General features: G+C 69.9%; 22 protein-coding genes. 11 read left to right on the top strand and 11 right to left on the bottom strand.

What is annotated here, in order from left to right:
* Positions 1-64: 64 nt before the first annotated feature.
* Complete coding sequence (locus QIS96_RS36025; protein WP_282547084.1) at positions 65-529, top strand: GatB/YqeY domain-containing protein; 465 nt, start codon at positions 65-67, stop codon at positions 527-529.
* A 96-nt stretch (positions 530-625) separates the two neighbouring features.
* Here the strand turns inward: QIS96_RS36025 and QIS96_RS36020 are convergent, their stop codons facing one another.
* Positions 626-2,863: a transglycosylase domain-containing protein gene (locus QIS96_RS36020; RefSeq protein ID WP_282547083.1), complete on the bottom strand. Its 2,238-nt coding sequence runs from the start codon at positions 2,861-2,863 to the stop codon at positions 626-628.
* 535 nt (positions 2,864-3,398) lie between these two features.
* Between QIS96_RS36020 and QIS96_RS36015 the strand changes: the two genes are divergently transcribed.
* Positions 3,399-3,770: a WhiB family transcriptional regulator gene (locus QIS96_RS36015; RefSeq protein ID WP_282547092.1), complete on the top strand. Its 372-nt coding sequence runs from the start codon at positions 3,399-3,401 to the stop codon at positions 3,768-3,770.
* Positions 3,771-3,806: 36 nt separating this feature from the next.
* Here the strand turns inward: QIS96_RS36015 and QIS96_RS36010 are convergent, their stop codons facing one another.
* Both QIS96_RS36010 and QIS96_RS36005 read right to left on the bottom strand, forming a co-directional pair.
* Positions 3,807-5,093 carry an ArsA family ATPase gene (locus tag QIS96_RS36010; protein WP_282547082.1) on the bottom strand — a complete coding sequence of 429 codons (1,287 nt, stop codon included), beginning with the start codon at positions 5,091-5,093 and terminating at the stop codon, positions 3,807-3,809.
* The gene (locus tag QIS96_RS36005; RefSeq protein WP_282547081.1) at positions 5,090-6,058 is read right to left on the bottom strand and encodes an ArsA family ATPase; all 969 of its coding nucleotides are present in this window, start codon (positions 6,056-6,058) and stop codon (positions 5,090-5,092) included. The genes QIS96_RS36010 and QIS96_RS36005 overlap by 4 nt, the downstream gene beginning before the upstream one ends.
* A 142-nt stretch (positions 6,059-6,200) precedes the next feature.
* Between QIS96_RS36005 and QIS96_RS36000 the strand changes: the two genes are divergently transcribed.
* From QIS96_RS36000 to QIS96_RS35985, 4 genes are all read left to right on the top strand, one after another.
* Entirely contained in the window at positions 6,201-6,359 is a 159-nt protein-coding gene (locus QIS96_RS36000) for a DUF4177 domain-containing protein (RefSeq protein WP_003967454.1), read from the top strand.
* The gene (locus QIS96_RS35995; RefSeq protein ID WP_282547080.1) at positions 6,356-6,823 is read left to right on the top strand and encodes a RidA family protein; all 468 of its coding nucleotides are present in this window, start codon (positions 6,356-6,358) and stop codon (positions 6,821-6,823) included. The genes QIS96_RS36000 and QIS96_RS35995 overlap by 4 nt, the downstream gene beginning before the upstream one ends.
* Positions 6,824-6,904: 81 nt before the next feature.
* Positions 6,905-7,837, top strand: a complete 933-nt coding sequence (locus QIS96_RS35990; protein ID WP_282547079.1) for an NUDIX hydrolase — start codon at positions 6,905-6,907, stop codon at positions 7,835-7,837.
* Positions 7,834-8,664 (top strand): MBL fold metallo-hydrolase, encoded by an 831-nt coding sequence (locus QIS96_RS35985; RefSeq protein WP_282547078.1) that lies wholly within the window; start codon positions 7,834-7,836, stop codon positions 8,662-8,664. The genes QIS96_RS35990 and QIS96_RS35985 overlap by 4 nt, the downstream gene beginning before the upstream one ends.
* A gap of 185 nt (positions 8,665-8,849) precedes the next feature.
* Here QIS96_RS35985 and QIS96_RS35980 read toward each other — a convergent pair whose 3' ends face one another.
* A complete protein-coding gene (locus tag QIS96_RS35980; protein WP_282516665.1) occupies positions 8,850-9,524 on the bottom strand; it encodes a Crp/Fnr family transcriptional regulator in 675 nt (224 codons plus the stop codon).
* Positions 9,525-9,753: 229 nt separating this feature from the next.
* Between QIS96_RS35980 and nth the strand changes: the two genes are divergently transcribed.
* The 3 genes from nth to QIS96_RS35965 all read left to right on the top strand — a co-directional run bounded on the left by nth (position 9,754) and on the right by QIS96_RS35965 (position 12,968).
* Positions 9,754-10,863, top strand: a complete 1,110-nt coding sequence (gene nth, locus QIS96_RS35975) for an endonuclease III (protein WP_408907322.1) — start codon at positions 9,754-9,756, stop codon at positions 10,861-10,863.
* A gap of 97 nt (positions 10,864-10,960) precedes the next feature.
* Positions 10,961-11,683, top strand: a complete 723-nt coding sequence (locus QIS96_RS35970) for an NUDIX hydrolase (RefSeq protein ID WP_282547076.1) — start codon at positions 10,961-10,963, stop codon at positions 11,681-11,683.
* Positions 11,684-11,768: 85 nt separating this feature from the next.
* Entirely contained in the window at positions 11,769-12,968 is a 1,200-nt protein-coding gene (locus tag QIS96_RS35965) for a MarP family serine protease (RefSeq protein WP_282547075.1), read from the top strand.
* A gap of 56 nt (positions 12,969-13,024) precedes the next feature.
* Here the strand turns inward: QIS96_RS35965 and QIS96_RS35960 are convergent, their stop codons facing one another.
* The 6 genes from QIS96_RS35960 to QIS96_RS35935 form a co-directional block, all read right to left on the bottom strand.
* On the bottom strand, positions 13,025-13,216 hold the full coding sequence (locus QIS96_RS35960; RefSeq protein WP_282547074.1) for a hypothetical protein: 192 nt from the start codon (positions 13,214-13,216) through the stop codon (positions 13,025-13,027).
* Positions 13,217-13,384: 168 nt separating this feature from the next.
* Positions 13,385-14,344 carry an alpha/beta fold hydrolase gene (locus QIS96_RS35955; RefSeq protein ID WP_282547073.1) on the bottom strand — a complete coding sequence of 320 codons (960 nt, stop codon included), beginning with the start codon at positions 14,342-14,344 and terminating at the stop codon, positions 13,385-13,387.
* Positions 14,341-14,832, bottom strand: coding sequence for a phage holin family protein (locus QIS96_RS35950; protein ID WP_282547072.1), 492 nt, complete (start codon positions 14,830-14,832; stop codon positions 14,341-14,343). The genes QIS96_RS35955 and QIS96_RS35950 overlap by 4 nt, the downstream gene beginning before the upstream one ends.
* A 75-nt stretch (positions 14,833-14,907) precedes the next feature.
* Positions 14,908-16,302 (bottom strand): Na+/H+ antiporter NhaA, encoded by a 1,395-nt coding sequence (gene nhaA, locus QIS96_RS35945; RefSeq protein WP_408907323.1) that lies wholly within the window; start codon positions 16,300-16,302, stop codon positions 14,908-14,910.
* A 242-nt stretch (positions 16,303-16,544) separates the two neighbouring features.
* A complete protein-coding gene (gene acs, locus QIS96_RS35940) occupies positions 16,545-18,566 on the bottom strand; it encodes an acetate--CoA ligase (protein ID WP_282547070.1) in 2,022 nt (673 codons plus the stop codon).
* 134 nt (positions 18,567-18,700) lie between these two features.
* Entirely contained in the window at positions 18,701-21,025 is a 2,325-nt protein-coding gene (locus QIS96_RS35935; protein WP_282547069.1) for a SulP family inorganic anion transporter, read from the bottom strand.
* Between the two features lie 390 nt (positions 21,026-21,415).
* On the opposite strand from QIS96_RS35935, the gene QIS96_RS35930 reads away from it, so the two are divergent.
* On the top strand, positions 21,416-22,711 hold the full coding sequence (locus tag QIS96_RS35930; protein WP_282547068.1) for a polysaccharide deacetylase family protein: 1,296 nt from the start codon (positions 21,416-21,418) through the stop codon (positions 22,709-22,711).
* Here the strand turns inward: QIS96_RS35930 and QIS96_RS35925 are convergent.
* Complete coding sequence (locus QIS96_RS35925) at positions 22,680-23,690, bottom strand: ATP-binding protein (protein WP_282547067.1); 1,011 nt, start codon at positions 23,688-23,690, stop codon at positions 22,680-22,682. The genes QIS96_RS35930 and QIS96_RS35925 overlap by 32 nt on opposite strands.
* A gap of 102 nt (positions 23,691-23,792) precedes the next feature.
* Between QIS96_RS35925 and QIS96_RS35920 the strand changes: the two genes are divergently transcribed.
* Entirely contained in the window at positions 23,793-24,608 is an 816-nt protein-coding gene (locus QIS96_RS35920; protein ID WP_282547066.1) for a Fic family protein, read from the top strand.
* Positions 24,609-24,663 lie beyond the last annotated feature (55 nt).

Below are 24,663 nucleotides of genomic sequence, written 5' to 3'. Positions count from 1 at the left end.
GTACCGCGTCGTACCGCGGGAAATCTGCGGGCGCTGTACGCCCCGCACCTGCGACACTTGGGGCATGACCACGCTCAAGTCCAAGCTGCAGGAAGACCTCACCGCGGCCATCAGGGAGCGCGACGAACTGCGCTCCTCCACGCTCCGGCTGACCCTGGCCGCCATCACGACGGAGGAGGTCTCGGGCAAGTCCGCCCGCGAGCTCTCCGACGACGAGGTGCAGAAGGTGATCACGCGCGAGGCGAAGAAGCGCCGCGAGGCGGCCGAGGCCTTCGCCAAGGGCGGGCGCGCCGAGCAGGCCGAGCGGGAGAAGGCCGAGGGCGAGGTGCTCGCGGTGTACCTGCCGAAGCAGCTCAGTGACGACGAGCTGAAGCAGATCGTCGAGCAGGCCGTGGCCGAGGCGAAGGCCGCAGGCGCGGAGGGCCCGCGCGCGATGGGCCAGGTCATGAAGATCGTGAACCCGAAGGTGGCCGGCCAGGCCGAGGGCGGCCGCGTCGCCGCGGTGGTCAAGCAGTTCCTCGCGGGCTGACCACGCCCGCACGCAGGCAGTACGTACGAAGAGGGCGCCCCTGAGTGGAAGGGGGCGCCCTCTTTCGTGCCGATCGAGTCGGTCAGGCGATCCGGCTCACCGCGGCTGGGGCCAGCGGCCGCCGCCGTTTCCGCCTCCGTTGCCGCCGCCGCCCAGGACGTCCGGCGGGATCGTGAAGTCGGGCCACGGGCTGCCCGCGTCGCCGCCGTCGGCCCCGTCGTCGTCGGGTCCCTCCGGCTTGTGGGCCTCGTCCTTGTCCTTGTCCTTCGGCTTGTCCTTCGGGATGTCGACGAGGTTGAAGTCCGGCGCGGGCTTCCCGGCGAGAGCGCCCGACATGGCCGCCTTCCAGATGGGGCCCGGGACTTCACCGCCGTAGACCTTGTCGTAGTAGTTGCCGCCGATGGTGATGTCGGTCATCGGCCGCTTGTGCTCCGGGTCGCCGACCCAGACCGCGCCGGCCATGTTCGGCGTGTAGCCCACGAACCAGGCCGCGTACCGGTAGTCGGTGGTTCCGGTCTTGCCCGCGCTGGGGCGGCTGCCGAGGCCGGCCTGCTTTCCGGTGCCGTCCTCGACCACGCCCTTGAGGAGGGTGTTGACGGTGTCGGCGGTCTTCGGCGACATGGCCCGGTTGCACTTCGTCTTCGGCACCGGCATCGACTTGCCGTCGGCGTCCGTCACCGCCTCGATCGCCACGGGCGTGCAGTACGTGCCCCGGCTGGCGAACGTCGCGTACGCGGCGGCCATCGTCAGCGGCGACATCTCCTGAGTGCCGAGCGCGATTGACGGGGCCTGCGCCATCTGCTGGCCGTCCGCCCGGTTGACGCCCATCTTCTCGGCCATCGAGGTCACCGGGCAGATCCCGATGTCGCTGATCAGCTGTACGTAGTAGGTGTTGACCGACTTGGCGGTCGCCTCCCGCATCCCGTACGGGCCGACCTCTTCCTCGTTCTCGTTGGTCAGCTTCTCGTTCTGCGTGTTCGTCCAGTTCCCGGAGCAGGTGTTCACCGGGCTCGGGTACGGCATCTCGTACGGCGAACTGTACTTCTGTGTCGGGGACTTGCCCTGCTCGATGGCGGCCGCGGCGACGATCGGCTTGAACGTGGAGCCGGGCTGGTAGCCCGCGCCGCCGCCCATCCGCTCGTCCACGGAGAGGTTGATGACCGTCTCGTTCTTCCCGATGTCGGAGCCGTACGGCCGGGACTGGCCCATGCCGAGGACCTTGCCGGTGCCGGGCTCGACGATGGAGACCGCGGTGGCCACCTGGTCGTTCTGGCGGACGTTGTCCTTTATGGCCGCCTGCACCGATTCCTGGGCCTGCGGGTCTAGCGTTGTACGGATCTTCAGGCCGCCCTTGTCCCAGATCTTCGCCCGCTCCTCGCGGGTGTCACCGAACGACGGCTCGTTGAGGAAGGCCTTCCTGACGTAGTCACAGAAGAAACCGGCCCCCCGCGCGGCCGTGATGCAGCCCTGGCGCGGGCTGCTGACCTTGAGGTTCAGCGGCCGCTTCTTCGCGGCGTCGGCCTCTTCCTGGGTGATGTCACGGGTGGCGGCCATGCGCTGCAGCACGATGTTGCGCCGCTTCTTGGCCTCCTCCGAGTCGTTGACCGGGTCGTACCGGCTCGGGGACTGGACGATGCCGGCGAGCAGTGCGGCCTCCTCCAGCTCCAAGTCCTTTGCGGACTTGGAGAAGTACCGCTGCGAGGCGGCCTCGACGCCGTACGCCTGCTGCCCGAAGAACGTGATGTTGAGGTAGTTCTCCAGGATCTTCTTCTTGCCCAGCTCCTGTTCGACCTGGATCGCGAACTTCAGCTCGCGGATCTTGCGGCCGAGGGTCTGCTGGGTGGCCTCGGCGACCTTCGTCGGGTCGTCGCCCGCCTCCTCGACGAAGACGTTCTTCACGTACTGCTGCGTGAGCGTGGACGCGCCCTGCGAGACGCTGCCCGACTGCGCGTTCTCGTTGAGCGCGCGCAGGATGCCCTTCATGTCGACCGCGCCGTGCTCGTAGAACCGCGAGTCCTCGATCGCGACGATCGCCTTCTGCATGTACGGCGAGATGTCCTTGAGGTCCACGAGGGTGCGGTCGCGCGAGAAGACCGTGGCGATCGTGCCGCCCTCGCTGTCCAGGATCGTCGTGCGCTGACTGAGCGGCGGACGCTTCAAGTTGGCCGGGATCTCGTCGAACTGCTCGACCGACCCCTTGGCCGCCAGGCCGAGCGCGCCTGCCGCGGGCAGCGCGATACCGGCGAGCACAGCTCCCGCGAGGGCGCTGACGCCGAGGAACTTTGCGGCCTGTTGAGCCGGGGAGAGGCCTCCGCCCGAGCGCTTGTTTCCCATGGGGGCAGCCTAATCCGTAGTCAAGGGGGTTCCGACGGAGCGGGTGCTCCTCGGGATGTTCGGGCGCCCCGCTGTTGTAGCAGCCGCTGCCTCGACCCACCGCGGCCGCTACAACAGCGGGGCGCCCGAGCGAAAGCCCTAGTGAAAGGCCTACGTTCCGAATCGCCGGACAGGCGTAACGCCTTGGCCTAAGCTGGTGGTCGCTGTCACAGCAGCGCGGTTCCGCTTCAGCAGTGCACACGCGACCCACCGTCCCCGAATCCGGTGGAGCGGTGCCCGAATCCGCCGCATACGTCATCCGTCGTCCGTTGTGACTCAACTGAACTGTCCCGCTTTGCCGGGGATAGTCACGCATGTCTCCGGCTCACTCCGTCGGGTGATCTGCCGCTTACGCATAGTCCGTTCGGGCCATTCAAGATTGGGCCCGAAGGGGGTGTTGCGCTGTGCCTGCCTTCCGTAACGTCCTCAACTGGCGGCGGTGAATATGCCGCTGCCGCCGTGGGGGAGCCTCGATTCGGGAGAGGACGGCGCCGGTATGGGCTGGGTAACCGACTGGAGTGCGCAGGCGGCCTGCCGCACTACCGATCCAGATGAACTGTTCGTTCAAGGAGCAGCGCAGAACCGGGCCAAGGCGGTGTGTACCGGATGCCCGGTGCGCACGGAGTGCCTGGCCGATGCGCTGGACAATCGCGTCGAATTCGGCGTGTGGGGTGGAATGACGGAGCGGGAGCGCCGCGCACTGCTGCGCAGGCGTCCCACGGTGACCTCGTGGCGCCGGCTCCTGGAGACCGCGCGTACGGAATACGAGCGCAGCGCGGGGATCCTCCCCGTGGACGTCGACGAGCTCGAGGAGTTCGACGAGGTCCATGAGCAGGACCGCTACGAGACTTACGCCGCCGTGGGGTAGACCGCCGGCTGACCGGTGGCAGGCCTGGGCACGCGCTCAGGCAGCCCCGGCCGGGCGGTCGCCGGACGCCAGGCGGTCGCCGATGTCCCGCAGACCGGCGAGGTCATGGACGTCGCCGGGCAGAGCGGCCACCTCGGTCACAGGAACCTCGGGGTGCAGCGCGGTGAACCGATCGCGCGTGCGCTGCTCACGAGCGAGCAGCTGCATGCGTTCGGCGTGCAACCGCAGGAGCCCTGCGGCGAGTTGTTGTGCCTCGGACGGCTGCTGTGCTTCGGGATCGTCCGCAGATGTGGGTGAACCGGCCGGCGTGGGTGAACTGGCCGTGGAATCGGGAGAGTTACGCAGTTCTTCCTTCCCGGCCCCCTGATCCACAATGCGAGGCTCGGCAAGATTTTCCGCAGCGGCGAGCGCCCGCTCGGCCGACAGCCGGGCGGCGCCGCTGCCGTGCACCCGGTTCAGCACAAGGCCCGCCAACGGCATCTCCTCCGCGGCCAGCCGCTCCACGAAGTACGCGGCCTCCCGCAGCGCGTCCCGCTCCGGCGCCGCCACCACGAGGAACGCCGTGCCCGGCGCCTGCAACAGCCGGTACGTCGCGTCCGCGCGCGTACGGAACCCGCCGAACATCGTGTCCATCGCGGCCACGAACGTCTGCACGTCCTTCAGGAACTGGCCGCCGAGCAGCTTGCCGAGCGTGCCCGTCATCACGGACATGCCGACGTTCAGGAACTTCATCCCGGCCCGCCCGCCGACCTTCGCCGGCGCCATCAGGACCCGGATGAACTTGCCGTCCAGGAACGAGCCCAGGTTCTTCGGCGCGTCCAGGAAGTCGAGGGCCGAACGCGACGGCGGCGTGTCGACGACGATCAGGTCCCACTCGTCCCGGGCCCGCAGCTGGCCCAGCTTCTCCATCGCCATGTACTCCTGCGTGCCCGCGAAGCCCGCCGAAAGCGACTGGTAGAAGGGGTTGTTGAGGATGGCCTCGGCCCGCTCCGGATCCGCGTGCGCCTCGACGATCTCGTCGAACGTGCGCTTCATGTCCAGCATCATGGCGTGCAGCTCTCCGCCGCCGCCGTCCCCGTCGAGGTCCTTCACCTGGCGCGGGGTGTTGTCGAGCGAGTCGATGCCCATGGACTGGGCCAGCCTGCGCGCCGGGTCGATGGTGAGGACCACGACCTTCCGGCCCCGCTCCGCCGCCCGCAGGCCGAGCGCCGCCGCCGTCGTGGTCTTGCCGACGCCGCCCGCACCGCAGCACACGATGATCCGGGTCGTCGGGTCGTCGATCAGCGGATCGACATCGAGAGACGGTGCCTGATCCAGCGTCATGCGACCCCCTGCTTGCGCAACTCCGCGGCCAGGCGGAACAGCCCGGCCAGATCGATGCCCTCGGTGAGCAGCTCCAACTCGTGCACGGGCAGGCCCAGTTCGGCGAGCAGCCCGCGCTGCCCGCGCTCCAGAGCGACCCGCTCCTCGTACTCGGCGGCCTGCGCGAGCAGCGGGTCCACCAGCTGCTCCGCGAGCCCGCCCTTGCGCGCCCCGCCGAGCCCGGCGCCGGACAGCGCCTTCGCGAGCTCCGTACGCCGCACATCCGTCGGCACCGGCACGTCGAGCACCGAGGGGCGCACCATGTTCACCAGGACCCGGCCCACCGGAAGGCCCGCTTCCCGCAGTTCCGCGATGCCGTCGACGGTCTCCTGCACCGGCATTTCCTCAAGGAGGGTCACCAAGTGCACAGCGGTCTCAGGGGACTTGAGGACGCGCATCACCGCCTGCGCCTGATTGTGTATCGGGCCGATCCTGGCGAGGCCCGCCACCTCGTCGTTGACGTTCAGGAAGCGCGTGATGCGGCCCGTCGGCGGGGCGTCCATCACCACGTGGTCGTAGACGTACCGCCCCTTCTTGTCCTTGCGGCGGACGGCCTCGCAGGCCTTGCCCGTCAGCAGGACGTCGCGCACGCCGGGGGCGATCGTCGTCGCGAAGTCGACCGCACCGAGCTTCTTCAGGGCGCGGCCCGCGCTGCCCAGGCGGTAGAACATCTGGAGGTAGTCGAGGAGCGCCAACTCGGCGTCGATGGCGAGCGCGAACACCTCGCCCCCGCCCGGCGCGACCGCGATCTTCCGCTCCTCGTACGGCAACGCCTCCGCCTCGAAGAGCTGCGCGATGCCCTGCCTGCCCTCGACCTCGACGAGGAGCGTCCGCTTGCCCTCGGCAGCGAGCGCGAGCGCGAGAGCGGCGGCCACCGTGGTCTTACCGGTACCGCCCTTGCCACTGACGACCTGGAGCCTGCTCACGTATTCGAGCCTAATTCCTCGGCCCGCGCGGCGGTGGCTTCGGGGCCGATCCCCGCCGCGTTCGGGCCGTGAGGTCCGTTACGCCGTCCACGTGCCGAAGGCCCGCACGGAGCTGTCCGACACAGGCATTACAGTCGGCCCCATGACCAAGTGGGAATACGCGACCGTGCCCCTTCTCGTGCACGCGACGAAGCAGATTCTGGACACCTGGGGCGAGGACGGCTGGGAGCTCGTCCAGGTCGTCCCCGGCCCCAACAACCCCGAGCAGCTGGTGGCCTACCTGAAGCGGGAGAAGGCATGAGCGGCGCAGTAGAAGCCAAGCTCGCCGAGCTCGGCCTGACCCTCCCGGAGGTCGTCCCGCCCCTCGCCGCCTACCAGCCGGCGGTCCAGTCCGGGGTGTACGTGTACACGGCCGGGCAGCTGCCCATGGTGGACGGCAAGCTTCCGCAGGTCGGCAAGGTCGGCGGCGAGGTCACCCCCGAGGACGCCAAGGAGCTGGCCCGCACCTGCGCCCTGAACGCCCTCGCGGCGGTCAAGTCGGTCGCCGGTGACCTGGACCGGATCAAGCGGGTCGTGAAGGTCGTCGGCTTCGTCGCCTCGGCCACCGACTTCACCGGCCAGCCCGCCGTGCTCAACGGCGCGAGCGAGCTGCTCGGCGAGGTCCTCGGCGACAAGGGCGTGCACGCCCGCAGCGCCGTCGGCGTCGCGGTCCTGCCCCTGGACGCGCCGGTCGAGGTCGAGCTGCAGGTCGAGCTCGAGGACTGATCCGTGACGAGTGGGCCGAGGGGCGGACGTGATCCACTTCCGCCCCTCGAACATCCGCGCCACAGCGGATAGCCTCCGCCCATGGCGAATGGGCAGTGGTACCCCCCTGAGTGGCCGGACCGTATTCGCGCACTCGCGGACGGCACACTGACCCCGGTGCAGCCGCGCCGGGCGGCCACGGTCATGCTCCTCAAGGACGCTGGGGGCGCTGCGGGCGCCGAGGCCCCCGCGGAAACCGCCGGCGGCATCGCCGTGCACATGCTGCGCAGACGCGCCTCCATGGCCTTCGCCGGAGGCGCGTACGCGTATCCGGGCGGCGGAGTCGACCCGCGCGACCACGAGCGGCTCGTCGCCTGGGCCGGGCCGAGCCGCGCCGAGTGGGCCGAGCGGCTCGGCGTCACCGAGACCGAGGCCCAGGCGATCGTCTGCGCCGCCGTACGCGAGACGTACGAGGAGGCGGGCGTGCTGCTCGCCGGACCGGTCTCCGACCCCGCCTCCGTCGTGTCCGACACCACGGGCGCCGACTGGGAGGCCGACCGCGAGGCCCTCGTGGCCCGCGACCTCTCCTTCGCCGAGTTCCTCGACCGCCGCGGCCTGGTCCTGCGCAGCGACCTGCTCGGCGCCTGGACCCGCTGGATCACCCCCGAGTTCGAGCCGCGCCGCTACGACACGTGGTTCTTCGTCGCCGCGCTCCCCGAGGGCCAGCGCACCCGCGACGTGTCCACGGAGGCCGACCGCACGGTGTGGATCGCGCCCGCCGAGGCGACCGCCGGATACGACCGCGGCGAGCTCCTGATGATGCCGCCGACCGTCGCGACGCTGCGCCAACTCGGTGCGTACGACAAGGCGGGCGACGTGCTCGCCGCAGCACCCGGCCGCGACCTGACCCCGGTGGTGGCCCAGGCCCGCCTGGAGGACGGCGAGTTGAGGCTGGTCTGGCCCGGACACGATGAGTTCACCAAGCACCTCCCGGCCGCGCACGACGGCCCCGACGCCCAGGGACCCTCCGCATGACCGAAGCCGCCGCCCTTCCCGGCCAGCCGCGTGGCGGGGTGCTCTCCGGCCCCGCCACCGCCCGCACGATCAACGTCCTGGCCCCCAACCCCTCCGCGATGACGCTCGACGGCACCAACACCTGGATCGTCGCCGAACCGGACTCCGACCTCGCCGTGGTGATCGACCCGGGTCCGCTCGACGACGACCACCTGCGCCAGGTCATCGGCATCGCCGAGCAGGCGGGCAAGCGGATCGCCCTCACGCTCCTGACGCACGGTCACCCCGACCACGCCGCGGGCGCGTCCCGCTTCGCCCAGCTGACCCGTACGAAGGTCAGGGCCCTGGACTCGGCGCTCCGCCTCGGCGACGAGGGCCTCGGCGCGGGCGACGTCGTCACGACCGGCGGCCTCGAACTCCGCGTCGTGCCCACCCCCGGCCACACCGAGGACTCGCTGAGCTTCCATCTCCCCGCCGACCAGGCGGTGTTGACGGGGGACACGATCCTGGGACGCGGTACGACGGTGGTGGCGCACCCCGACGGTCGCCTCGGCGACTACCTCGACTCGCTGCGCCGGCTCCGCTCCCTGACGGTGGACGACGGCGTGCACACGGTCCTCCCGGGCCACGGTCCGGTCCTGGAGGACGCCCAGGGCGCCGTCGACTTCTACCTCGCCCACCGCGCCCACCGCCTGGCCCAGGTCGAGACGGCGGTGGAGAACGGCCACCGCACGCCGTCCGACGTGGTCGCGCACGTCTACGCGGACGTGGACCGCTCCCTGTGGCCGGCGGCGGAACTCTCGGTCAGGGCCCAACTGGAGTACTTGCGGGAGCACGGGCTGATCTGAGGCCGGGTGGCTATTGCGGGGGCTCTTGAGGTGGGTTCTTGAGGGGGCTCTTGATAGGGGCGCGGGGAACTGCGCGAAGACCTCAGCCACGACGCAGCGTCAGACACCGACGCCCCGAACAGAAACACACGTAAGAGGGGCCCCGCCGGACAACCTTGGCGGAACCCCTCGTACGTACCGAAAAGCTAGCGCGACCGCTTCGCGAGCCGCTCCACGTCCAGCAGAATCACCGCACGCGCCTCAAGCCGCAGCCACCCACGCCCGGCGAAGTCCGCCAGCGCCTTGTTGACCGTCTCGCGGGACGCGCCGACCAGCTGGGCCAGCTCTTCCTGCGTGAGGTCGTGCACCACGTGGATGCCCTCCTCGGACTGCACGCCGAACCGGCGCGACAGGTCGAGCAGCGCACGCGCCACACGGCCGGGCACGTCCGAGAAGACCAGGTCGGACATCTGGTCGTTGGTCTTGCGCAGACGCCGGGCGACCGCACGCAGCAGCGCGGACGCGACCTCGGGGCGGGCGTTCAGCCAGGGCTGCAGGTCGCCGTGGCCGAGGCCGAGGAGCTTGACCTCGGTGAGGGCGGAAGCGGTGGCGGTGCGCGGGCCCGGGTCGAACAGCGACAGCTCGCCGATCAGCTCGCCGGGGCCGAGGACGGCGAGCATGTTCTCGCGCCCGTCGGGGGAGGTGCGGTGCAGCTTCACCTTGCCCTCGGTGACCACGTACAGGCGGTCACCGGGGTCGCCCTCGTGGAACAGCGCTTCGCTGCGTGCGAGGGTCACCTCGCTCATGGAGGCGCGCAGCTCCGCCGCCTGCTCGTCATCGAGCGCCGCGAAGAGCGGGGCGCGCCGCAGAACGTCGTCCACGAGTTCTCTCCTATGTCGACCTGCTCACGGGGACCGTGGTCCCCATGATGCCGGACGGTCCAAACAGTGTGATCAGTCACAAGTTTGCCGTACCGGCGTGGCGTCCCGTGCGACAGGGGGCCCAATCGGGGTCTGTTCACCGGGGTCAGCGGCGGATGTCAGTGCCTGGCTTTACTCTGGCCGAGTGTCCATTGGGCCGGTGAGAGCGCAGGACGAGGGGGCTGGGACGATGGCGGAGCACGGGGATTCCGCTGTGGGCGAACAGCTTTCAGCAACCACAACAGAAGCCGCAAAACGGACAGATGGGGAGGGTGCGGAGAGAGTGTCAGAAGCACCCGGGAAGTCGAAGCGCTCGCCCAGGAAGGCGACCGCCAAGAAGGCGACGCCCACGAAGAACACGAAGAAGGCGACGGCGACGAAGAGCACGGCAGCCGCGAAGAAGGCGACCACGGCCGCGAGGAAGGCCACCGAGGCGACGAAGCCGACCAAGCCCGCCGCAGCCAAGTCCACCGCCAAGCCGGCTGCCGCCACGTCCACAGGCAAGCCCGCCAAGCCCGCCCTGAAGGTGACTCAGCCCGAGTCCCGCCTCTCCCTCGTCCGCCGCGCCCGCCGCATCAACCGCGAGCTCGCCGAGGTCTATCCGTACGCCCACCCGGAGCTGGACTTCGAGAACCCGTTCCAGCTCCTCGTCGCGACGGTCCTCTCCGCGCAGACGACCGACCTGAGGGTCAACCAGACGACGCCGCGCCTCTTCGCCGCGTACCCGACCCCCGAGGACCTGGCCGCGGCCAACCCGGAGGAGGTCGAGGAGCTGATCCGGCCGACCGGCTTCTTCCGCGCCAAGACCAAGTCGATCATGGGCCTCGCGGCCGCCCTGCGGGACCGGCACGGCGGCGAGGTGCCCGGCCGCCTCGAGGACCTGGTCAAGCTCCCCGGCGTCGGCCGCAAGACGGCGAACGTCGTCCTGGGCAACGCCTTCGGCGTCCCCGGCATCACCGTCGACACCCACTTCGGCCGTCTCGTGCGCCGCTGGAAGTGGACCGACTCCGAGGACCCGGAGAAGATCGAGGCCCTGGTCTGCGACATCTTCCCGAAGAGCGACTGGACGATGCTGTCGCACCGCATCATCTTCCACGGCCGCCGCATCTGCCACGCCCGCAAGCCGGCCTGCGGAGCCTGCCCCATCGCCCACCTCTGCCCGGCGTACGGCGAGGGCGAGACGGACCCCGAGAAGGCCCAGAAGCTCCTGAAGTACGAGAAGGGCGGTCTGCCCGGCCAGCGCCTGAAGCCCCCGCCGGACTACCCGGGCCAGCCCGCGCCCCCGCTGGCGGCCGGATGACCCGACCTGGAGAGGCGATACGAGGCCGAGCGACCCGGGGGCGGAACGATCAGGGCGCTCCAGGACGTTGTGAAGCCATGGACGGACGGGGGTGCCCATGACGCGTGGGCCACATGCAAGCAAGACGTACGACAAGTCGTACGACAGCGCGGTGCAGGTCAGCAGCGAGGGCCTGCCCGAGTGGCTGGAGCCGGTCGCGCACGCCGCGGCCACGGTGCGGCCGACCGAGCTGAGCCGCTTCCTGCCGCCCGAGAACGGCGAGGGCCGGCAGTCCGCCGTGCTGATCCTGTTCGGCGCCGGCAGCCCCGAGACGGGGCCCGAGCTGCTACTCATGGAGCGCTCCAGCGCGCTGCGCTCGCACGCGGGCCAGCCCTCCTTCCCCGGCGGCTCCCTCGACCCGGAGGACGGCGACCCGCAGACCACGGGCCCGCTGCGCGCCGCGCTGCGCGAGGCCGAGGAGGAGACAGGGCTCGACCCGGCGGGCGTGCAGATCTTCGGCGTGCTGCCGAGGCTGTACATCCCGGTGAGCGGCTTCGTCGTCACGCCCGTCCTCGCCTGGTGGCGCGAGCCGAGCCCGGTCGGCGTCGTCGATCCGGCCGAGACCGCGCGGGTCTTCACGGTTCCCGTGTCACATCTCACGGACCCTGCGAACCGTGTGACGGCAGTTCACCCGCGTGGCCACAAGGGCCCCGCGTTCCGCGTGGGATCCGCTCTGGTCTGGGGTTTCACCGCGGGACTCATCGACAGGCTCACGCACTTCGCCGGCTGGGAGAGACCCTGGGACCGCTCGAACGAGGTCCCTCTCGACTGGCACGCATGACAGGCTTGGCCCCCGTGCCGCGCGGACGGACGCGAACCACGGCACGGGACGGGGACGGATAGATGCGAGGCGAGGTCTGAATTCGGTGAACGTGCTGGACATACTGCTGCTCGTCGCCGCCGTGTGGTTCGCGATCGTCGGGTACCGCCAGGGCTTCGTCGTCGGCATTCTCTCGGTGATCGGCTTCATCGGCGGCGGCCTCGTCGCCGTGTACGTACTGCCGGTGATCTGGGACGCGCTCACCGACGACCAGGAGGTCGGCACCACGGCCGCGGTCGTCGCGGTGGTCGTGGTGATCGTCTGCGCCTCCGTCGGGCAGGCCTTCACGACGCATCTGGGCAACAAGCTCCGCAGATACATCACCTGGTCTCCGGCTCGGGCTCTGGACGCCACGGGCGGGGCGCTCGTCAACGTCGTCGCGATGCTCCTCGTCGCCTGGCTGATCGGCTCCGCCCTCGCGGGTACGACGCTGCCGACGCTCGGCAAGGAGGTGCGTAACTCCAAGGTGCTGCAGGGCGTCTCCGCGGCGCTGCCCAGCCAGGCCAGCACCTGGTTCGCGGACTTCTCCTCGGTCCTCGCGCAGAACGGCTTCCCGCAGGTCTTCAGCCCCTTCTCCAACGAGCCGATCACCGAGGTCCAGGCCCCCGACCCGAAGCTGCGCAACAGCCCCGTCGCGGAACGCGCCAAGGACTCCATCGTCAAGGTGATGGGCACGGCGACGAGTTGCAACAAGGTCCTGGAAGGCACCGGCTTCGTCTTCGACGAGCGCCGCGTCATGACCAACGCGCACGTGGTCGGCGGGGTGGACGAGCCCACGGTCCAGATCGGCGGCGAGGGCCGGAAGTACGACGCCACGGTCGTGCTCTACGACTGGGAGCGCGACATCGCCGTACTGGACGTGCCCGACCTGCGGGCCAGGCCGCTGCAGTTCACCGACGACGACGCGACGAGCGGCGACAGCGCGATCGTCGCCGGCTTCCCCGAGAACGGCTCGTACGACGTCCGCTCCGCCCGGGTCCGCGGCCGTATCAACGCCAACGGCCCGGACATCTACCACCGCGACACCGTCCGCCGCGACGTGTACTCGCTGTACGCGACGGTCCGCCAGGGCAACTCCGGCGGCCCGCTGCTCACCCCGGACGGCAAGGTCTACGGCGTGGTCTTCGCCAAGTCTCTGGACGACCCGCAGACCGGGTACGCACTGACCGCCGACGAGGTCCGTACGGACATCAAGCTCGGCCGCACGGCGAACCAGCAGGTCGACACGGAAGGCTGCGCCCTCTGAGGTTCACGCGTAGCTGAGGGCCGGGCCCATGTGGTTGACCGCGTGGGCCCCGGCCCTCAGTCGCGGGCGGTGTGCCGCAGCCGCGCCGAGACCCAGCGGGCCCTGCGGCGAAGGATGCGGGAGATCCCCATGCCCGCTTGCGCGGGGTGTTCGGGCCGGCCCGTCGGGCCACCCCTCTGATGGGAGCTCAGCGCTGCGGCCGAGCGGCGATTGCGTGCTGCGTCACTGTAGTCGTGCGTCCAGCCCATACACGGACGTCTGCCCGTGCCTCATGGTCGGTAACCGCACCCGCCGCCCCCAATTGGCCTATGCGCGGGGCAAGTGGCCGTTCGAAGAACGGCAGTTCGCTTCCGTGATGCGGTAGTAGTGCACTGCCATCGAACGGGCCGTCAGGTGCACACGGGGGCAAAGGGGGACTAGCGGTCCGGCTCCGGGTCCTTCAGCCAGTTCACCAGCTCCGTGGAGAACGCGACAGGGTCCTCCTCGTGCGGGAAGTGCCCGAGCCCGTCGAACAATCGCCAGCGATAGGGCGCTTCGACGTACTCGCCGGAGCCCGCCGCGCTGCGCGTGCGCATCACCGGGTCGAGGGAGCCGTGCAGATGCAGCGTCGGCACCCGCACCGGCCGCTTCATGCGCCGGTTGAACTGGATCCCGTCGGGCCGAGCGAGTGAACGCACCATCCAGCGGTACGGCTCGATCGAGCAGTGCGCCGTCGACGGAATGCACATCGCCCGCCGGTACGTCTCCACCGCCTCGTCCTCCGGCAGCTGCGGCCCCGACCAGTCGCGGATCAGCTCGCCCACCAACGCCCCGTCGTCCGCGACGAGTTGACGCTCCGGCAGCCACGGCCGCTGAAAGCCCCACACGTACGAACCGGCGGTGGTCTGCTTGATGTCGGAGAGCATCGCCGAGCGCCAGCGGCGCGGGTGCGGCATCGAGGAGACCACGAGCCGGCGCACCAGCTTCGGCCGCATCACGGCCGCCGTCCACGCCAGATAGCCGCCCAGGTCATGGCCGACGAGCGCGGCGTCCGGCTCGCCGAGCGAACGGACCACGCCGGTGATGTCGAGCGCCAGGTTCGCCGGGTCGTAGCCGCGCGGGGTGCGGTCGCTGCCGCCCACCCCGCGCAGGTCCATCGCGACGGCCCGGAAGCCCGCGTCGGCCAGGGCCGTCAGCTGGTGCCGCCACGTCCACCAGAACTGCGGGAAGCCGTGCAGGAGCAGCACGAGCGGCCCGTCGCCGACCTCCGCGATGTGGAAACGCGCGCCGTTGGCGGCCACGTCCCGGTGGGTCACCTTGCGGTCGCCGGGGATGTCGATCCGTACGACCGAGGGCGGTGGGGCGGAGGAGGGGGCAGGTGTGGCGGGTTCCGTCATGAGGTCGAGCGTGCCACAGGCTTCGCGTCCGCCGGCTTGTCCATGCTCAGGCCCGTGGTCGAAGCGGGGACGGGACGCGGATGCGGCTTGACGTTCTGCAGTACGGCGGCCGTCTCCTTGGCCGAAGCGACCGTCTTCTGCGGGCCCTTGCCCTTCTTGGCCTTCTTGAACATGACGAGCCCGATCAGCGCGAGCAGCACCGCGACGAGCACATTGGCCGCGAAGGAGAGCACGAAGCAGACCGACAGGTGCCAGCCGCTCCAGGCGTTGATGCCGTACGCGAGAGCGAAGCTCAGCATCGGCAGCGAGAAGACCAGCACCGCCAGGGCCGCGATGAACGCACCGCTGCCCATCCCGGCTCGCTTGACGTCCTGCCGCAACTGCGCTTTGGCGAGTGCGATCTCGTCGTGCATCAGCGCGGACATCTCGGCGGTCGCCGAGGCGACCAGCTGCCCGAGGCTGCGGTCGGCGCCATCGGCTGCGCTCATCGCTGTCTCCCTCTGCTTTTCTCGACGGTGGCTTGTCTGTACCGGCGCCCTGTTCGTGCAGCGGCCTGTGTCAGATCATGCCGGACTGTCGTCGCGCTCGCTTCCCCCGGTGGGCAGTTCGGCGTTACGCCGGTGTTCCGCGGCCTTCTTCTCGTAGATCTCGGCCATCCGGAGGTGGTACTCGGGAGAGTCCTGCTCGTAGATGTCGGGGATGCCGGAGAGGTCCTCGTCGCGCTCCTCTTCCTCCTCCAGCTTGCGGTACTTGGCGTTGCGGAGCTTGAGCAGGATGCCGGCGAGGAATGCGGCGATCAGGGAGCCCGTCAGGACGGCGGCTTTGACCTCGTCGGTCATGGTCTCGTCGCCCACGAAGGCGAGTTCGCCGATGAGCAGCGAGACGGTGAAGCCGATGCCGGCGAGCGTGGAGATGGCGAACACGTCGGGCCAGGACAGCTCGTCGCTGAGCGAGGCGCGGGTGAAGCGGGTGGCGAGCCAGGTGCCGCCGAAGATGCCGATGGCCTTGCCGACGACGAGGCCGAGGACCACGCCCAGCGTCTCGGGCTGGGTGAAGACATCGGCGAGGGCATCGCCGGAGACGCCGACGCCGGCGGAGAAGAGTGCGAACAGCGGCACCGCGAGCCCGGCGGAGAGCGGCCGCACCATGTGCTCGATGTGCTCGCCGGGGGAGTGCTCCTCGCCCTCCCGCTTGCTGCAGCGCAGCATCAGGCCCATGGCGACGCCGGCGATGGTGGCGTGGACGCCGCTGTTGTACATCAGGCCCCAGATGACCAGGGCGAGCGGGATGTAGATGTACCAGCCGCGGACGTCTCTGCGGAGCAGCAGCCAGAAGACCACGAGGCCGGCGACGGCGCCGCCGAGCGCGGCGAAGTTCAGGTCGCTGGTGAAGAACACCGCGATGATCATGATCGCGAAGAGGTCGTCGACGACGGCGAGCGTGAGCAGGAAGGCCCGCAGCGCCGAGGGCAGCCAGGTGCCGAGCACCGCGAGCACGGCGAGCGCGAAGGCGATGTCGGTGGCGGTCGGCACGGCCCAGCCGTCCATCGAGCCGCCGCCGACGACATTCGTCAGTACGTAGACGAGGGCCGGGACGGCCATGCCGCAGAGCGCGGCGACGACCGGCAGGATCGCGGCCTTCGGGTCGCGCAGATCGCCGGCGACCAGCTCTCGCTTGAGCTCTATGCCCGCGACGAAGAAGAAGATTGCCAGGAGTCCGTCGGCCGCCCAGTGCTGGATGCTCAGGTCGAGGCCGAGTGCGGCGGGGCCGATGTGGAACTTGCTGACGGTCTCGTAGCTGTCGCTGAGCGGGGTGTTGGCCCAGATCAGGGCGGCGACCGCGGCGACCAGGAGGAGCACGCCGCCGACGGTCTCGGTGCGCAGAGCGTCGGCTATGAAGGTCCGCTCGGGCAGCGAGAGTCGGCCGAAGGCCTTGCGGTTCTGGTTCGGGGAGTCGATGCGTGCACCCACAGGCGGGGAACCTCCGGTCTCGTTCAGCAACTTGGGGTCGTTGAAGCAGTTGCCGACCAGACTTCCCGGCGCACCTTTTGCGTCATTCAGCTTGTCGAGTTCTTGACGCGGCACCCACTCTACCGGGCCTTTACAAGGGGGCGCTTGGTGATCTTCACCTTAAGCGGCAGGAGGGCATCCGGCTCGTTCGCCGGATGCCCTCCTGGGGTCGTACGCCCGCTAACGGCCGGTCAGTCCTCCGAGCCCGCCGACGGCAGCTTCGTCTGGATCAGGTCCATCACCGACGAGTCGGTCAGGGTGGTGACGTCGCCCAGCTCGCGGTTCTCCGCGACGTCCCGGAGCAGCCGCCGCATGATCTTGCCGGAGCGGGTCTTGGGCAGCTCGGCCACCGGCAGGATCCGCTTGGGCTTGGCGATCGGGCCGAGCGTGGCGCCGACGTGGTTGCGCAGGTCGGCGACCAGGGCCTCGTCGTCCGTGCCGTCGGCGCCGCCGCGCAGGATCACGAAGGCGACGATGGCCTGGCCGGTGGTCTCGTCCGCGGCGCCCACGACGGCGGCCTCGGCGACCGACTCGTGCGAGACCAGCGCCGACTCCACCTCGGTGGTCGAGATGTTGTGGCCGGACACCAGCATCACGTCGTCCACGCGGCCGAGCAGCCAGACGTCGCCGTCCTCGTCCTTCTTCGCGCCGTCGCCGGCGAAGTACTTGCCCTCGAAACGCGACCAGTACGTGTCGAGGAAGCGCTGGTCGTCGCCCCAGATGGTGCGCAGCATCGACGGCCACGGCTCGGTCAGGACGAGATAGCCGCCGCCGCCGTTCGGGACCTCGTTCGCCTCGTCGTCGACGACCGTCGCCGCGATGCCGGGCAGCGGGCGCTGCGCCGAGCCGGGCTTGGTCTCGGTGACGCCGGGCAGCGGCGAGATCATCATCGCGCCGGTCTCGGTCTGCCACCAGGTGTCCACGATGGGGCACCTGTCGGCGCCGATGTTCTTCCGGTACCACATCCACGCCTCGGGGTTGATGGGCTCGCCCACCGAACCGAGGACCCTGAGGGAGGACAGGTCGAACTTCGCGGGGATGTCGTCGCCCCACTTCATGAACGTACGGATCGCGGTGGGCGCGGTGTAGAGGATCGTGACGCCGTACTTCTGCACGATCTCCCAGAACCTGCCCTGGTGCGGGGTGTCCGGGGTGCCCTCGTACATGACCTGCGTCGCACCGTTGGCCAGCGGTCCGTACACGATGTACGAGTGGCCGGTGACCCAGCCGACGTCGGCCGTGCACCAGTAGACGTCGGTCTCCGGCTTGAGGTCGAAGACGGCGTGGTGGGTGTACGCGGCCTGGGTGAGGTAGCCGCCGGAGGTGTGCAGGATGCCCTTCGGCTTACCCGTCGTCCCCGAGGTGTAGAGGATGAACAGGGGGTGCTCGGCGTCGAAGGCCTCCGGCGTGTGCTCGGCGCTCTGTCCGCCGAGCGCGTCGTGCCACCAGACGTCCCGGCCCTCGGTCCAGGCGACCTCCTGGCCGGTGCGGCGGACGACGAGGACGTGCTCGACGTTGTCCACGCGCTCGATGGCCTCGTCGACGGCGGGCTTGAGCGCGGCGGGCTTGCCGCGGCGGTAGCCGCCGTCGGTGGTGATGACGACCTTCGCGTCGGCGTCCTCGATGCGCTTGGCGATGGCGTCGGCCGAGAACCCACCGAAGACCACCGAGTGCGCGGCGCCGATGCGGGCGCAGGCCAGCATGGCGATCGCCGTCTCCGGGATCATCGGCATGTAGACCGCGACCCGGTCGCCCTTCTGAACTCCCAGCTCAAGCAGGGCGTTTGCGGCCCGCGAGACCTCGTCCTTGAGCTCGGCGTAGGTGATCGCGCGGCTGTCGCCCGGCTCGCCCTCGAAGTGGATGGCGACGCGGTCCCCGTTGCCGGCCTCGACGTGCCGGTCCACGCAGTTGTACGCGACGTTGAGCTTGCCGTCGGCGAACCACTTCGCGAAGGGCGGGTTCGACCAGTCGAGCGTCTCGGTCGGCTCGGTCGCCCAGGTCAGTCGCCGCGCCTGCTCGGCCCAGAAGCCGAGCCGGTCAGCCTTGGCCTGTTCGTACGCCTCCGCCGTGACGTTGGCGTTCGCGGCCAGTTCAGCGGGCGGTGCGAACCTGCGTTCTTCCTTGAGCAGGTTGGCCAAGGATTCGTTGCTCACGACATCTCCCTTACGGTGCTTTGCCAGGGGGCGACCGTTGTGTCCCAGGCCACAGCTCATCAGACGTGCCCGTCCGGTGACAAGAGCCAACGAAAAATTGGTTTAGACCTATGCGGAGCCGACTCCGGTGATGCGGGCGCCGGCTCCGCATGCGGACGGAGAAGGGGAGCGGCGAGGGCCGCACCCGCCCGCGCTCAGACCGGCGATCTCTCCAGGCCTGTCGGCGCGCCCGGCGCCGAACTCGCCGCCGCCACACGGTCGAAGAGCTGCTCGGTGTCGACGAGCAGGTAGGCCTGGGCCTCGCCCACGTGGAAGTACATGCCGTGCAACGTCAGCCGCCCCTCGGCGACCCCGCGCCGCACCGACTCGTGCTGCCGCAAATGCTCCAGCTGCTGCACGACATTGGTCAGGCACAGCTGCTCCGCCGCGTCCGCGGGCGCCCGCCCCGCGATCCGCGCCCACACGAGCCCCTTGTCGGCCATCCGCTCCAGGCTCGGCCGCCCGTGCCTCAACCAGCGCCGCAGCGGCGTCTGTCCGCCCTCGGCCGGGGAGCTGAGCAGCGCCTGCATCGCCCCGCACCCGGAGTGCCCGCACACGGTGATCGACTCGACCTTCAGCACGTCCACGGCGTACTCGATCGCCGCCGCCACCGAGTCGTCCCCGCTCTCCGCTCCCGGCAGGGGGACGAGATTGCCCACGTTGCGCACCACGAACAGGTCGCCCGGCCCGCTCGACGTGATCATCGATGTCACCAGACGTGAGTCCGCGCAGGTCAGGAAGAGCTGTGAGGGCTGCTGCCCCTCCCGCGCGAGCCGCGCCAGCTCACCGCGCACGAGGGGTGCAGTGTCGCGCTGGAACGAGCTGATGCCGTCGGCGAGTCCCCGTCGGCTGCGCGCCACCTCGGCCGACTCGTGGCAGCTGTGGTTGCGCCAGGCCGTCCAGGGGCGGCAGCAGGAGTGCGCCGCGGACGCGGGCTCGGCGATCCGGCCGCCCGCCCGCCCGGTCAAGGTCACCTTTCCGCCGTGCGAGGTGTGCCCGTACTGCCAGTTCTGCAGCGTTTCGTACGCGGCGTGGTCCATGAAGGACCCGTCCAGCTCCACGACGGTGTCGGCCTTGTGCGGAACGCGGTGCAGCGTGCGCGTCAGCCGAGGAACGGCCAGGAAGGTCAACTGGCCCCGGACATGCACCCGGTGGGTGCCGTCGTGCACCTCATGCGTGATCCGCGTACGGGTGAGGCGGTGCAGGGCGACCAGGACGGCCACGGTGACGCCGAGGGCGACACCCTCCAGGACGCCGAGCAGGACCACCCCGAGCGTGGTGACGCAGTAGACCAGGACTTCCCGGTGTTGGGTCACCGTACGGATGTGGTTGATGCTGACCATCTGGATGCCGACGGCCATGACCAGCGCGGCGAGTGACGCGAGCGGGATCAGTTCGATGGCGGCGACCAGCGCGAAGGCGGCCACGGCGATCCATACGCCGTGCAGCATCGTGGAGTTGCGGCCGACGGCCCCCGCGCGGACGTTGGCCGTGCTGCGCACCGCGACCCCGGCGACCGGCAGCCCGCCGAGCGCTCCCGAGGTGATGTTGGACAGCCCCTGGCCGAACAACTCCCGGTCCAGATCGGAGCGTTGGGGCGGATTCGTGCCGTCCGAGCGCCCGGCCGTCAGCTTGTCCAGGGCGACCGCGCCGAGCAGTGACTGCACGCTGCACACGAGCGTGGTGGTGAGGGCGGCGGCCACGAGCGCGAGCACGGGACCTTCGGGCAGCCCCGCGAGGGCGTGGCTCTTCCACGAGGGCAGGTCGACTTTGGGAAGAGTGAGCCCGGCGAGCGCCGCGGCGGCTGTGGCGCCGGCGACGGCGATCAGTGGCGCGGGCGCCTTGCGGGCGAGCTGCCCGGCCCGCCCGGGAATCCGGGGCCACAGCAGCAGGAGCGCGATCGTCAGGGTGCTGACCAGCAGAGCCGCGGGGTGTACGTGGGCCAGCTGGGCCGGCAGTTCGCGGAGGTTGTCCAGGACGGAGCTGTGCGGCGTGCCGCCGAGCATGATGTGCAACTGCGCGACCGCGATGGTGATGCCGATGCCGGCCAGCATGCCGTGCACGATGGCGGGGCTCACGGCCAGCGCCGACCTGGCCACTCGCAGTGCCCCGAGGCCGAGTTGGATGAGACCGGCGCAGATGGTGACGGCGCAGGTGGTGCGCCAGCCGAACTGCTGGATCAGGTCGGCGGTGACCACGGTGAGCCCCGCGGCCGGACCGCTGACCTGAAGTGGCGCACCGCCGAAGCGGCCGGCCACGAGTCCGCCGACGGCGGCGGCGACGAGCCCGGCCTGCAGTGGCGCTCCGGTGGCGAGGGCGATGCCGAGGGACAGCGGCAGGGCGATCAGGAAGACGGCGATCGACGCGGACGCGTCGGCGCCGGAGATGGGGAAGCGGCGCCGGCCCGGCGGCGCGTGTGGTCGGCGGTCGGCGGCGGGTTCTGCCGAGTCATCGGTGCGGGTGTGAGCGCAGGCAGGCATGGTTCCCGTCTCCTCCGGGGCTACGCGGTCGCTTGGAACTGCTCCGGGCTATGCCAGGGGCATGTGGAAACGCGGTCGTGGGTCACGGCGCACAGCGGCGGGATTAATCAACTCTCAGTAAATGAAGAGTAATGGAGGGTAAAGGCTTCGGTCGGATATTCGGTGCAAATGGGGCAAGCATTCACTCCGGAGAGTGATTAGTCCTTTCGTACGGCTTGTCGCGCCGACGCGCTCGGGCGGTCATGCGACTTTGGCGGCGCTGTCGCTTTTAGGGCGAATTTTCTGTGTTTGGGCGTTTATGCCTTCCTGTCGGAATTCCTGATGAAGGCAGCCGCGCCCGGCCCCTCGCACGCCGAAGAATCACGACCCGAAAGTTGAGGTGGGCGGATGATGGCCGCCACCAAGAAGCTCGCCGCGGGCGTCGCCGTCGCGGCCTGCGCCGTCGCGCTCGCCGGTTGCGGAGCCGGTGAATCCGGCTCCGGCTCCAAGGAAGGCGCCCACGGTCCTAAGAAGGCGCAGCCCGCGCCCGCCCCCAAGAGCGCGGTCCGGCTCATCGGCGACGGGTCCACCGCGTACACCGGAAGGCAGCCCAACCTGCCGACGCCCAAACGCCTGAAGCCGGGTCAGAAACCCCCGCAGTTCGTGGTGTTCTCCTGGGACGGCGCGGGCGAGGACAGCCAGAAGCTGTTCTCTCACTTCCGCAAGGTGGCGAAGGAGAACAACGCCACCATGACGTACTTCCTGAGCGGCGTGTACATGCTCCCCGAGGACAAGAAGGCGCTCTACGACCCGCCGCAGCACTCGTCCGGCCGCTCCGACATCGGCTTCAACGACGCCGAGGGCATCAGGAACACCGTGACCCAGCTGCGTTCCGCGTGGCTCGAGGGCAACGAGATCGGCACGCACTTCAACGGGCACTTCTGCGGCAAGGACGGCGGCGTCGGCCAGTGGTCGGTCGAGGAGTGGAAGTCCGAGATCCGGCAGGCCAAGTCGTTCGTGAAGCAATGGAAGACGAACACCGGCGACCGCAAGGCCGCCGCCCTGCCCTTCGACTACGACAAGGAACTCATCGGTGCCCGCACCCCCTGCCTGGAGGGGCAGAAGAACTTCACGAAGGCCGCCCGCGACCTCGGCTTCCGTTACGACACGAGCGGCGTCAACAACCAGGTCTGGCCCAAGAAGAAGGAGGGCCTCTGGGACCTGTCCCTGCAGCTCGTCCCGGTGCCCGGCCGGAAGTTCGAGACGCTGACCATGGACTACAACTTCATGGTCAACCAGTCCGGCACCGACTCACAGGGCGACCCGTCCAAGCACGAGTACTGGGGCGACCAGATGCGCGACGGCCTGCTGCAGGGCTTCGAGCGCGCCTACAAGGGCAACCGCGCTCCGCTGATCATCGGCAACCACTTCGAGTCCTGGAACGGCGGCACCTATATGCGTGCCATCGAGGAGACCATCGAGCGGGTCTGCACCAAGAAGGACGTCCGCTGCGTCTCCTTCCGCCAACTCGTCGACTGGCTCGACGCCCAGGACCCGAAGGTCCTGGAGCAGCTCCGCACCCTGCCCGTCGGCAAGGCGCCGAAGCAGGGCTGGCCGGACTTCCTCTCCGGCAAGCCCGCACCGGCGCCCAAGGGCGTGCCGGGCGCCCCGGCCGTCAAGCCGGCTGAGGGGCACTCGAAGCACTGACCTGCGCGGACTCGGGGATCTCGCGCAGTACGAAATCGGGGTCGACCTGGTCCGCCAGGTCGGCCCCGGTCCGTTCATTGCCCCAACTCGCCGCGTTCTTACGGTGGAAGTGCACCATCTGCCGCGTGTAGCGCTCCCAGTCACGCAGCTCGTACGACGCGTCCGCGGCCGCGAACATCGTCGCCAGAGCCTCGCGGTTGGCCGACTCCAGAAGCTCGAACCGCGGCGGCCGGCCCTTCTCCATCGCTCGCACCCAGTCCGAGTGCCCGACCGTCACCAGAAGGTCGTCGCCCACCTCCTGGCGCAGGAAGTCGACGTCGTCCTGGCCCTGCACCTTGTTGCCCACGACGCACAAGGCCACGCCGAAGTCCCGTGCGTACTCCTTGTACTGGCGGTAGACGGAGACGCCCTTGCGGGTCGGTTCGGCCACCAGGAACGTCATGTCGAAGCGGGTGAACATGCCGGAGGCGAACGAGTCGGAGCCCGCCGTCATGTCGACCACCACGAACTCGTCGCGGCCGTCCACGAGATGGTTGAGGCACAGCTCCACAGCGCCCACCTTGGAGTGGTAGCAGGCGACGCCGAGGTCGGATTCGGTGAAGGGGCCGGTGGCCATCAAACGGATGGTGCCGCCGTCGAGTTCCAGGGGGCGCGCACAGGCGTCGTAGATCGGGTTGTCCTGGCGCACCCGAAGAAGGCGTGAGCCGCTGCCCGGGGGCGTGGTCTTGATCATCGTGTCGGCGGAGGCGATCCGCGGGTTGGCGCCGCGCAGGTACTCCTTGATGAGCGGCAGCTGCGCCCCCATCGCGGGCAGCGCTGCGGCCTCCTCGTCGGCTAGGCCGAGGGCTGCACCCAGGTGCTGGTTGATGTCTGCGTCGACTGCGACGACGGGCGAACCGGTGGCGGCGAGGTGACGGATGAAGAGCGAGGACAGCGTGGTCTTGCCGCTGCCGCCCTTCCCCACGAAAGCGATCTTCATGTTCACGAAGGGTAGTCCTGTGATTGCCGTGTGCGGTCGAGCTGCGTGAAGAAGACCACTCCTTCGTGGGGCGGCCCGCCGAAGTGCGTAGGCTGCTTACTTATGAGTACGACAGCCGATCCGCTCGCCGTGCTCGGCTCGCTGCCGGGCGTCGCCGAGTCCGTGGAATCCGTGCGCAAGAGCGTCGACCGGGTCTACGGACACCGTGTCATGCGCCGTCGCAGCAACGAGATCACCTCCGAAGCGGCGCTGCGCGGAGCGCGTGGTTCCGCGGCCCTCTCGGGTGCCGACTGGGCCCTCGAAGAGGTGCGCAGGCGCAGCGACTTCAGCAGCGACCCCGAGGCCCGCACGGTCGGCGCCGCGCTGCGGCTGACCGCTGAGGCGGGGCAGTTGCTCTCCATCTGGCGGCAGTCGCCGCTGCGCGTCCTCGCCCGCCTGCACCTGGTCGCGGCAGGCGTGCAGGAGGACACGGTCGGGCGGCCGCGCCTCGCGGGCGAGCCGGTCGACGAGCCCGTGGTGGAGCTTCCGCTTCCGTCCGCGGAGGAGGTCGCGGGCCGGCTCGAGGGCCTCTCGCAGCTGATCATCGCGGGCAGTGCCGCCCCGGCCCTGGTGACGGCGGCGGTGGTGCACGGTGAGCTGCTCGCACTGCGCCCGTTCGGCTCGTACAACGGACTCGTCGCACGCGCGGCGGCGCGTTTGGTCCTGGTCGGCAGCGGTCTCGACCCCAAGTCGATCTGCCCGGCGGAGACGGGGCACGCGGAGCTGGGGCGTGCCGCCTATGTGGCGGCGCTCGACGGCTATGCCACCGGTACGCCGGAGGGGATGGCGGCGTGGATCGCGCACTGCGGCAAGGCAGTTGAACTCGGAGCGCGGGAGTCGACCGCCGTCTGTGAGGCGCTTCAGCGCGGTGCTGCCTGACGCGAAAAGCGCCACATATAGAGCTTGATGAAGCGCGGAGAGCCGGACGGCACTT

Origin of the sequence: Streptomyces cavernicola, assembly GCF_029968035.1 — a bacterium.
Taxonomy (GTDB): Bacteria; Actinomycetota; Actinomycetes; order Streptomycetales; family Streptomycetaceae; genus Streptomyces; species Streptomyces cavernicola.
Note: the sequence above shows the minus strand (reverse complement) of the source record. Positions and strands in the feature narration are given on the sequence as shown.

What these genes read in the sequence shown, in the direction of transcription:
- QIS96_RS36025 (WP_282547084.1), top strand. Translation starts at nt 65, where the DNA reads ATGACCACGCTCAAGTCCAAGCTGCAGGAAGACCTCACCGCGGCCATC.
- QIS96_RS36020 (WP_282547083.1), bottom strand. Translation starts at nt 2,863, where the DNA reads ATGGGAAACAAGCGCTCGGGCGGAGGCCTCTCCCCGGCTCAACAGGCC.
- QIS96_RS36015 (WP_282547092.1), top strand. Translation starts at nt 3,399, where the DNA reads ATGGGCTGGGTAACCGACTGGAGTGCGCAGGCGGCCTGCCGCACTACC.
- QIS96_RS36010 (WP_282547082.1), bottom strand. Translation starts at nt 5,093, where the DNA reads ATGACGCTGGATCAGGCACCGTCTCTCGATGTCGATCCGCTGATCGAC.
- QIS96_RS36000 (WP_003967454.1), top strand. Translation starts at nt 6,201, where the DNA reads ATGACCAAGTGGGAATACGCGACCGTGCCCCTTCTCGTGCACGCGACG.
- QIS96_RS35995 (WP_282547080.1), top strand. Translation starts at nt 6,356, where the DNA reads ATGAGCGGCGCAGTAGAAGCCAAGCTCGCCGAGCTCGGCCTGACCCTC.
- QIS96_RS35990 (WP_282547079.1), top strand. Translation starts at nt 6,905, where the DNA reads ATGGCGAATGGGCAGTGGTACCCCCCTGAGTGGCCGGACCGTATTCGC.
- QIS96_RS35985 (WP_282547078.1), top strand. Translation starts at nt 7,834, where the DNA reads ATGACCGAAGCCGCCGCCCTTCCCGGCCAGCCGCGTGGCGGGGTGCTC.
- nth (WP_408907322.1), top strand. Translation starts at nt 9,754, where the DNA reads ATGGCGGAGCACGGGGATTCCGCTGTGGGCGAACAGCTTTCAGCAACC.
- QIS96_RS35970 (WP_282547076.1), top strand. Translation starts at nt 10,961, where the DNA reads ATGACGCGTGGGCCACATGCAAGCAAGACGTACGACAAGTCGTACGAC.
- QIS96_RS35960 (WP_282547074.1), bottom strand. Translation starts at nt 13,216, where the DNA reads ATGGGCTGGACGCACGACTACAGTGACGCAGCACGCAATCGCCGCTCG.
- QIS96_RS35955 (WP_282547073.1), bottom strand. Translation starts at nt 14,344, where the DNA reads ATGACGGAACCCGCCACACCTGCCCCCTCCTCCGCCCCACCGCCCTCG.
- QIS96_RS35950 (WP_282547072.1), bottom strand. Translation starts at nt 14,832, where the DNA reads ATGAGCGCAGCCGATGGCGCCGACCGCAGCCTCGGGCAGCTGGTCGCC.
- acs (WP_282547070.1), bottom strand. Translation starts at nt 18,566, where the DNA reads ATGAGCTGTGGCCTGGGACACAACGGTCGCCCCCTGGCAAAGCACCGT.
- QIS96_RS35935 (WP_282547069.1), bottom strand. Translation starts at nt 21,025, where the DNA reads ATGCCTGCCTGCGCTCACACCCGCACCGATGACTCGGCAGAACCCGCC.
- QIS96_RS35930 (WP_282547068.1), top strand. Translation starts at nt 21,416, where the DNA reads ATGGCCGCCACCAAGAAGCTCGCCGCGGGCGTCGCCGTCGCGGCCTGC.
- QIS96_RS35925 (WP_282547067.1), bottom strand. Translation starts at nt 23,690, where the DNA reads ATGAAGATCGCTTTCGTGGGGAAGGGCGGCAGCGGCAAGACCACGCTG.
- QIS96_RS35920 (WP_282547066.1), top strand. Translation starts at nt 23,793, where the DNA reads ATGAGTACGACAGCCGATCCGCTCGCCGTGCTCGGCTCGCTGCCGGGC.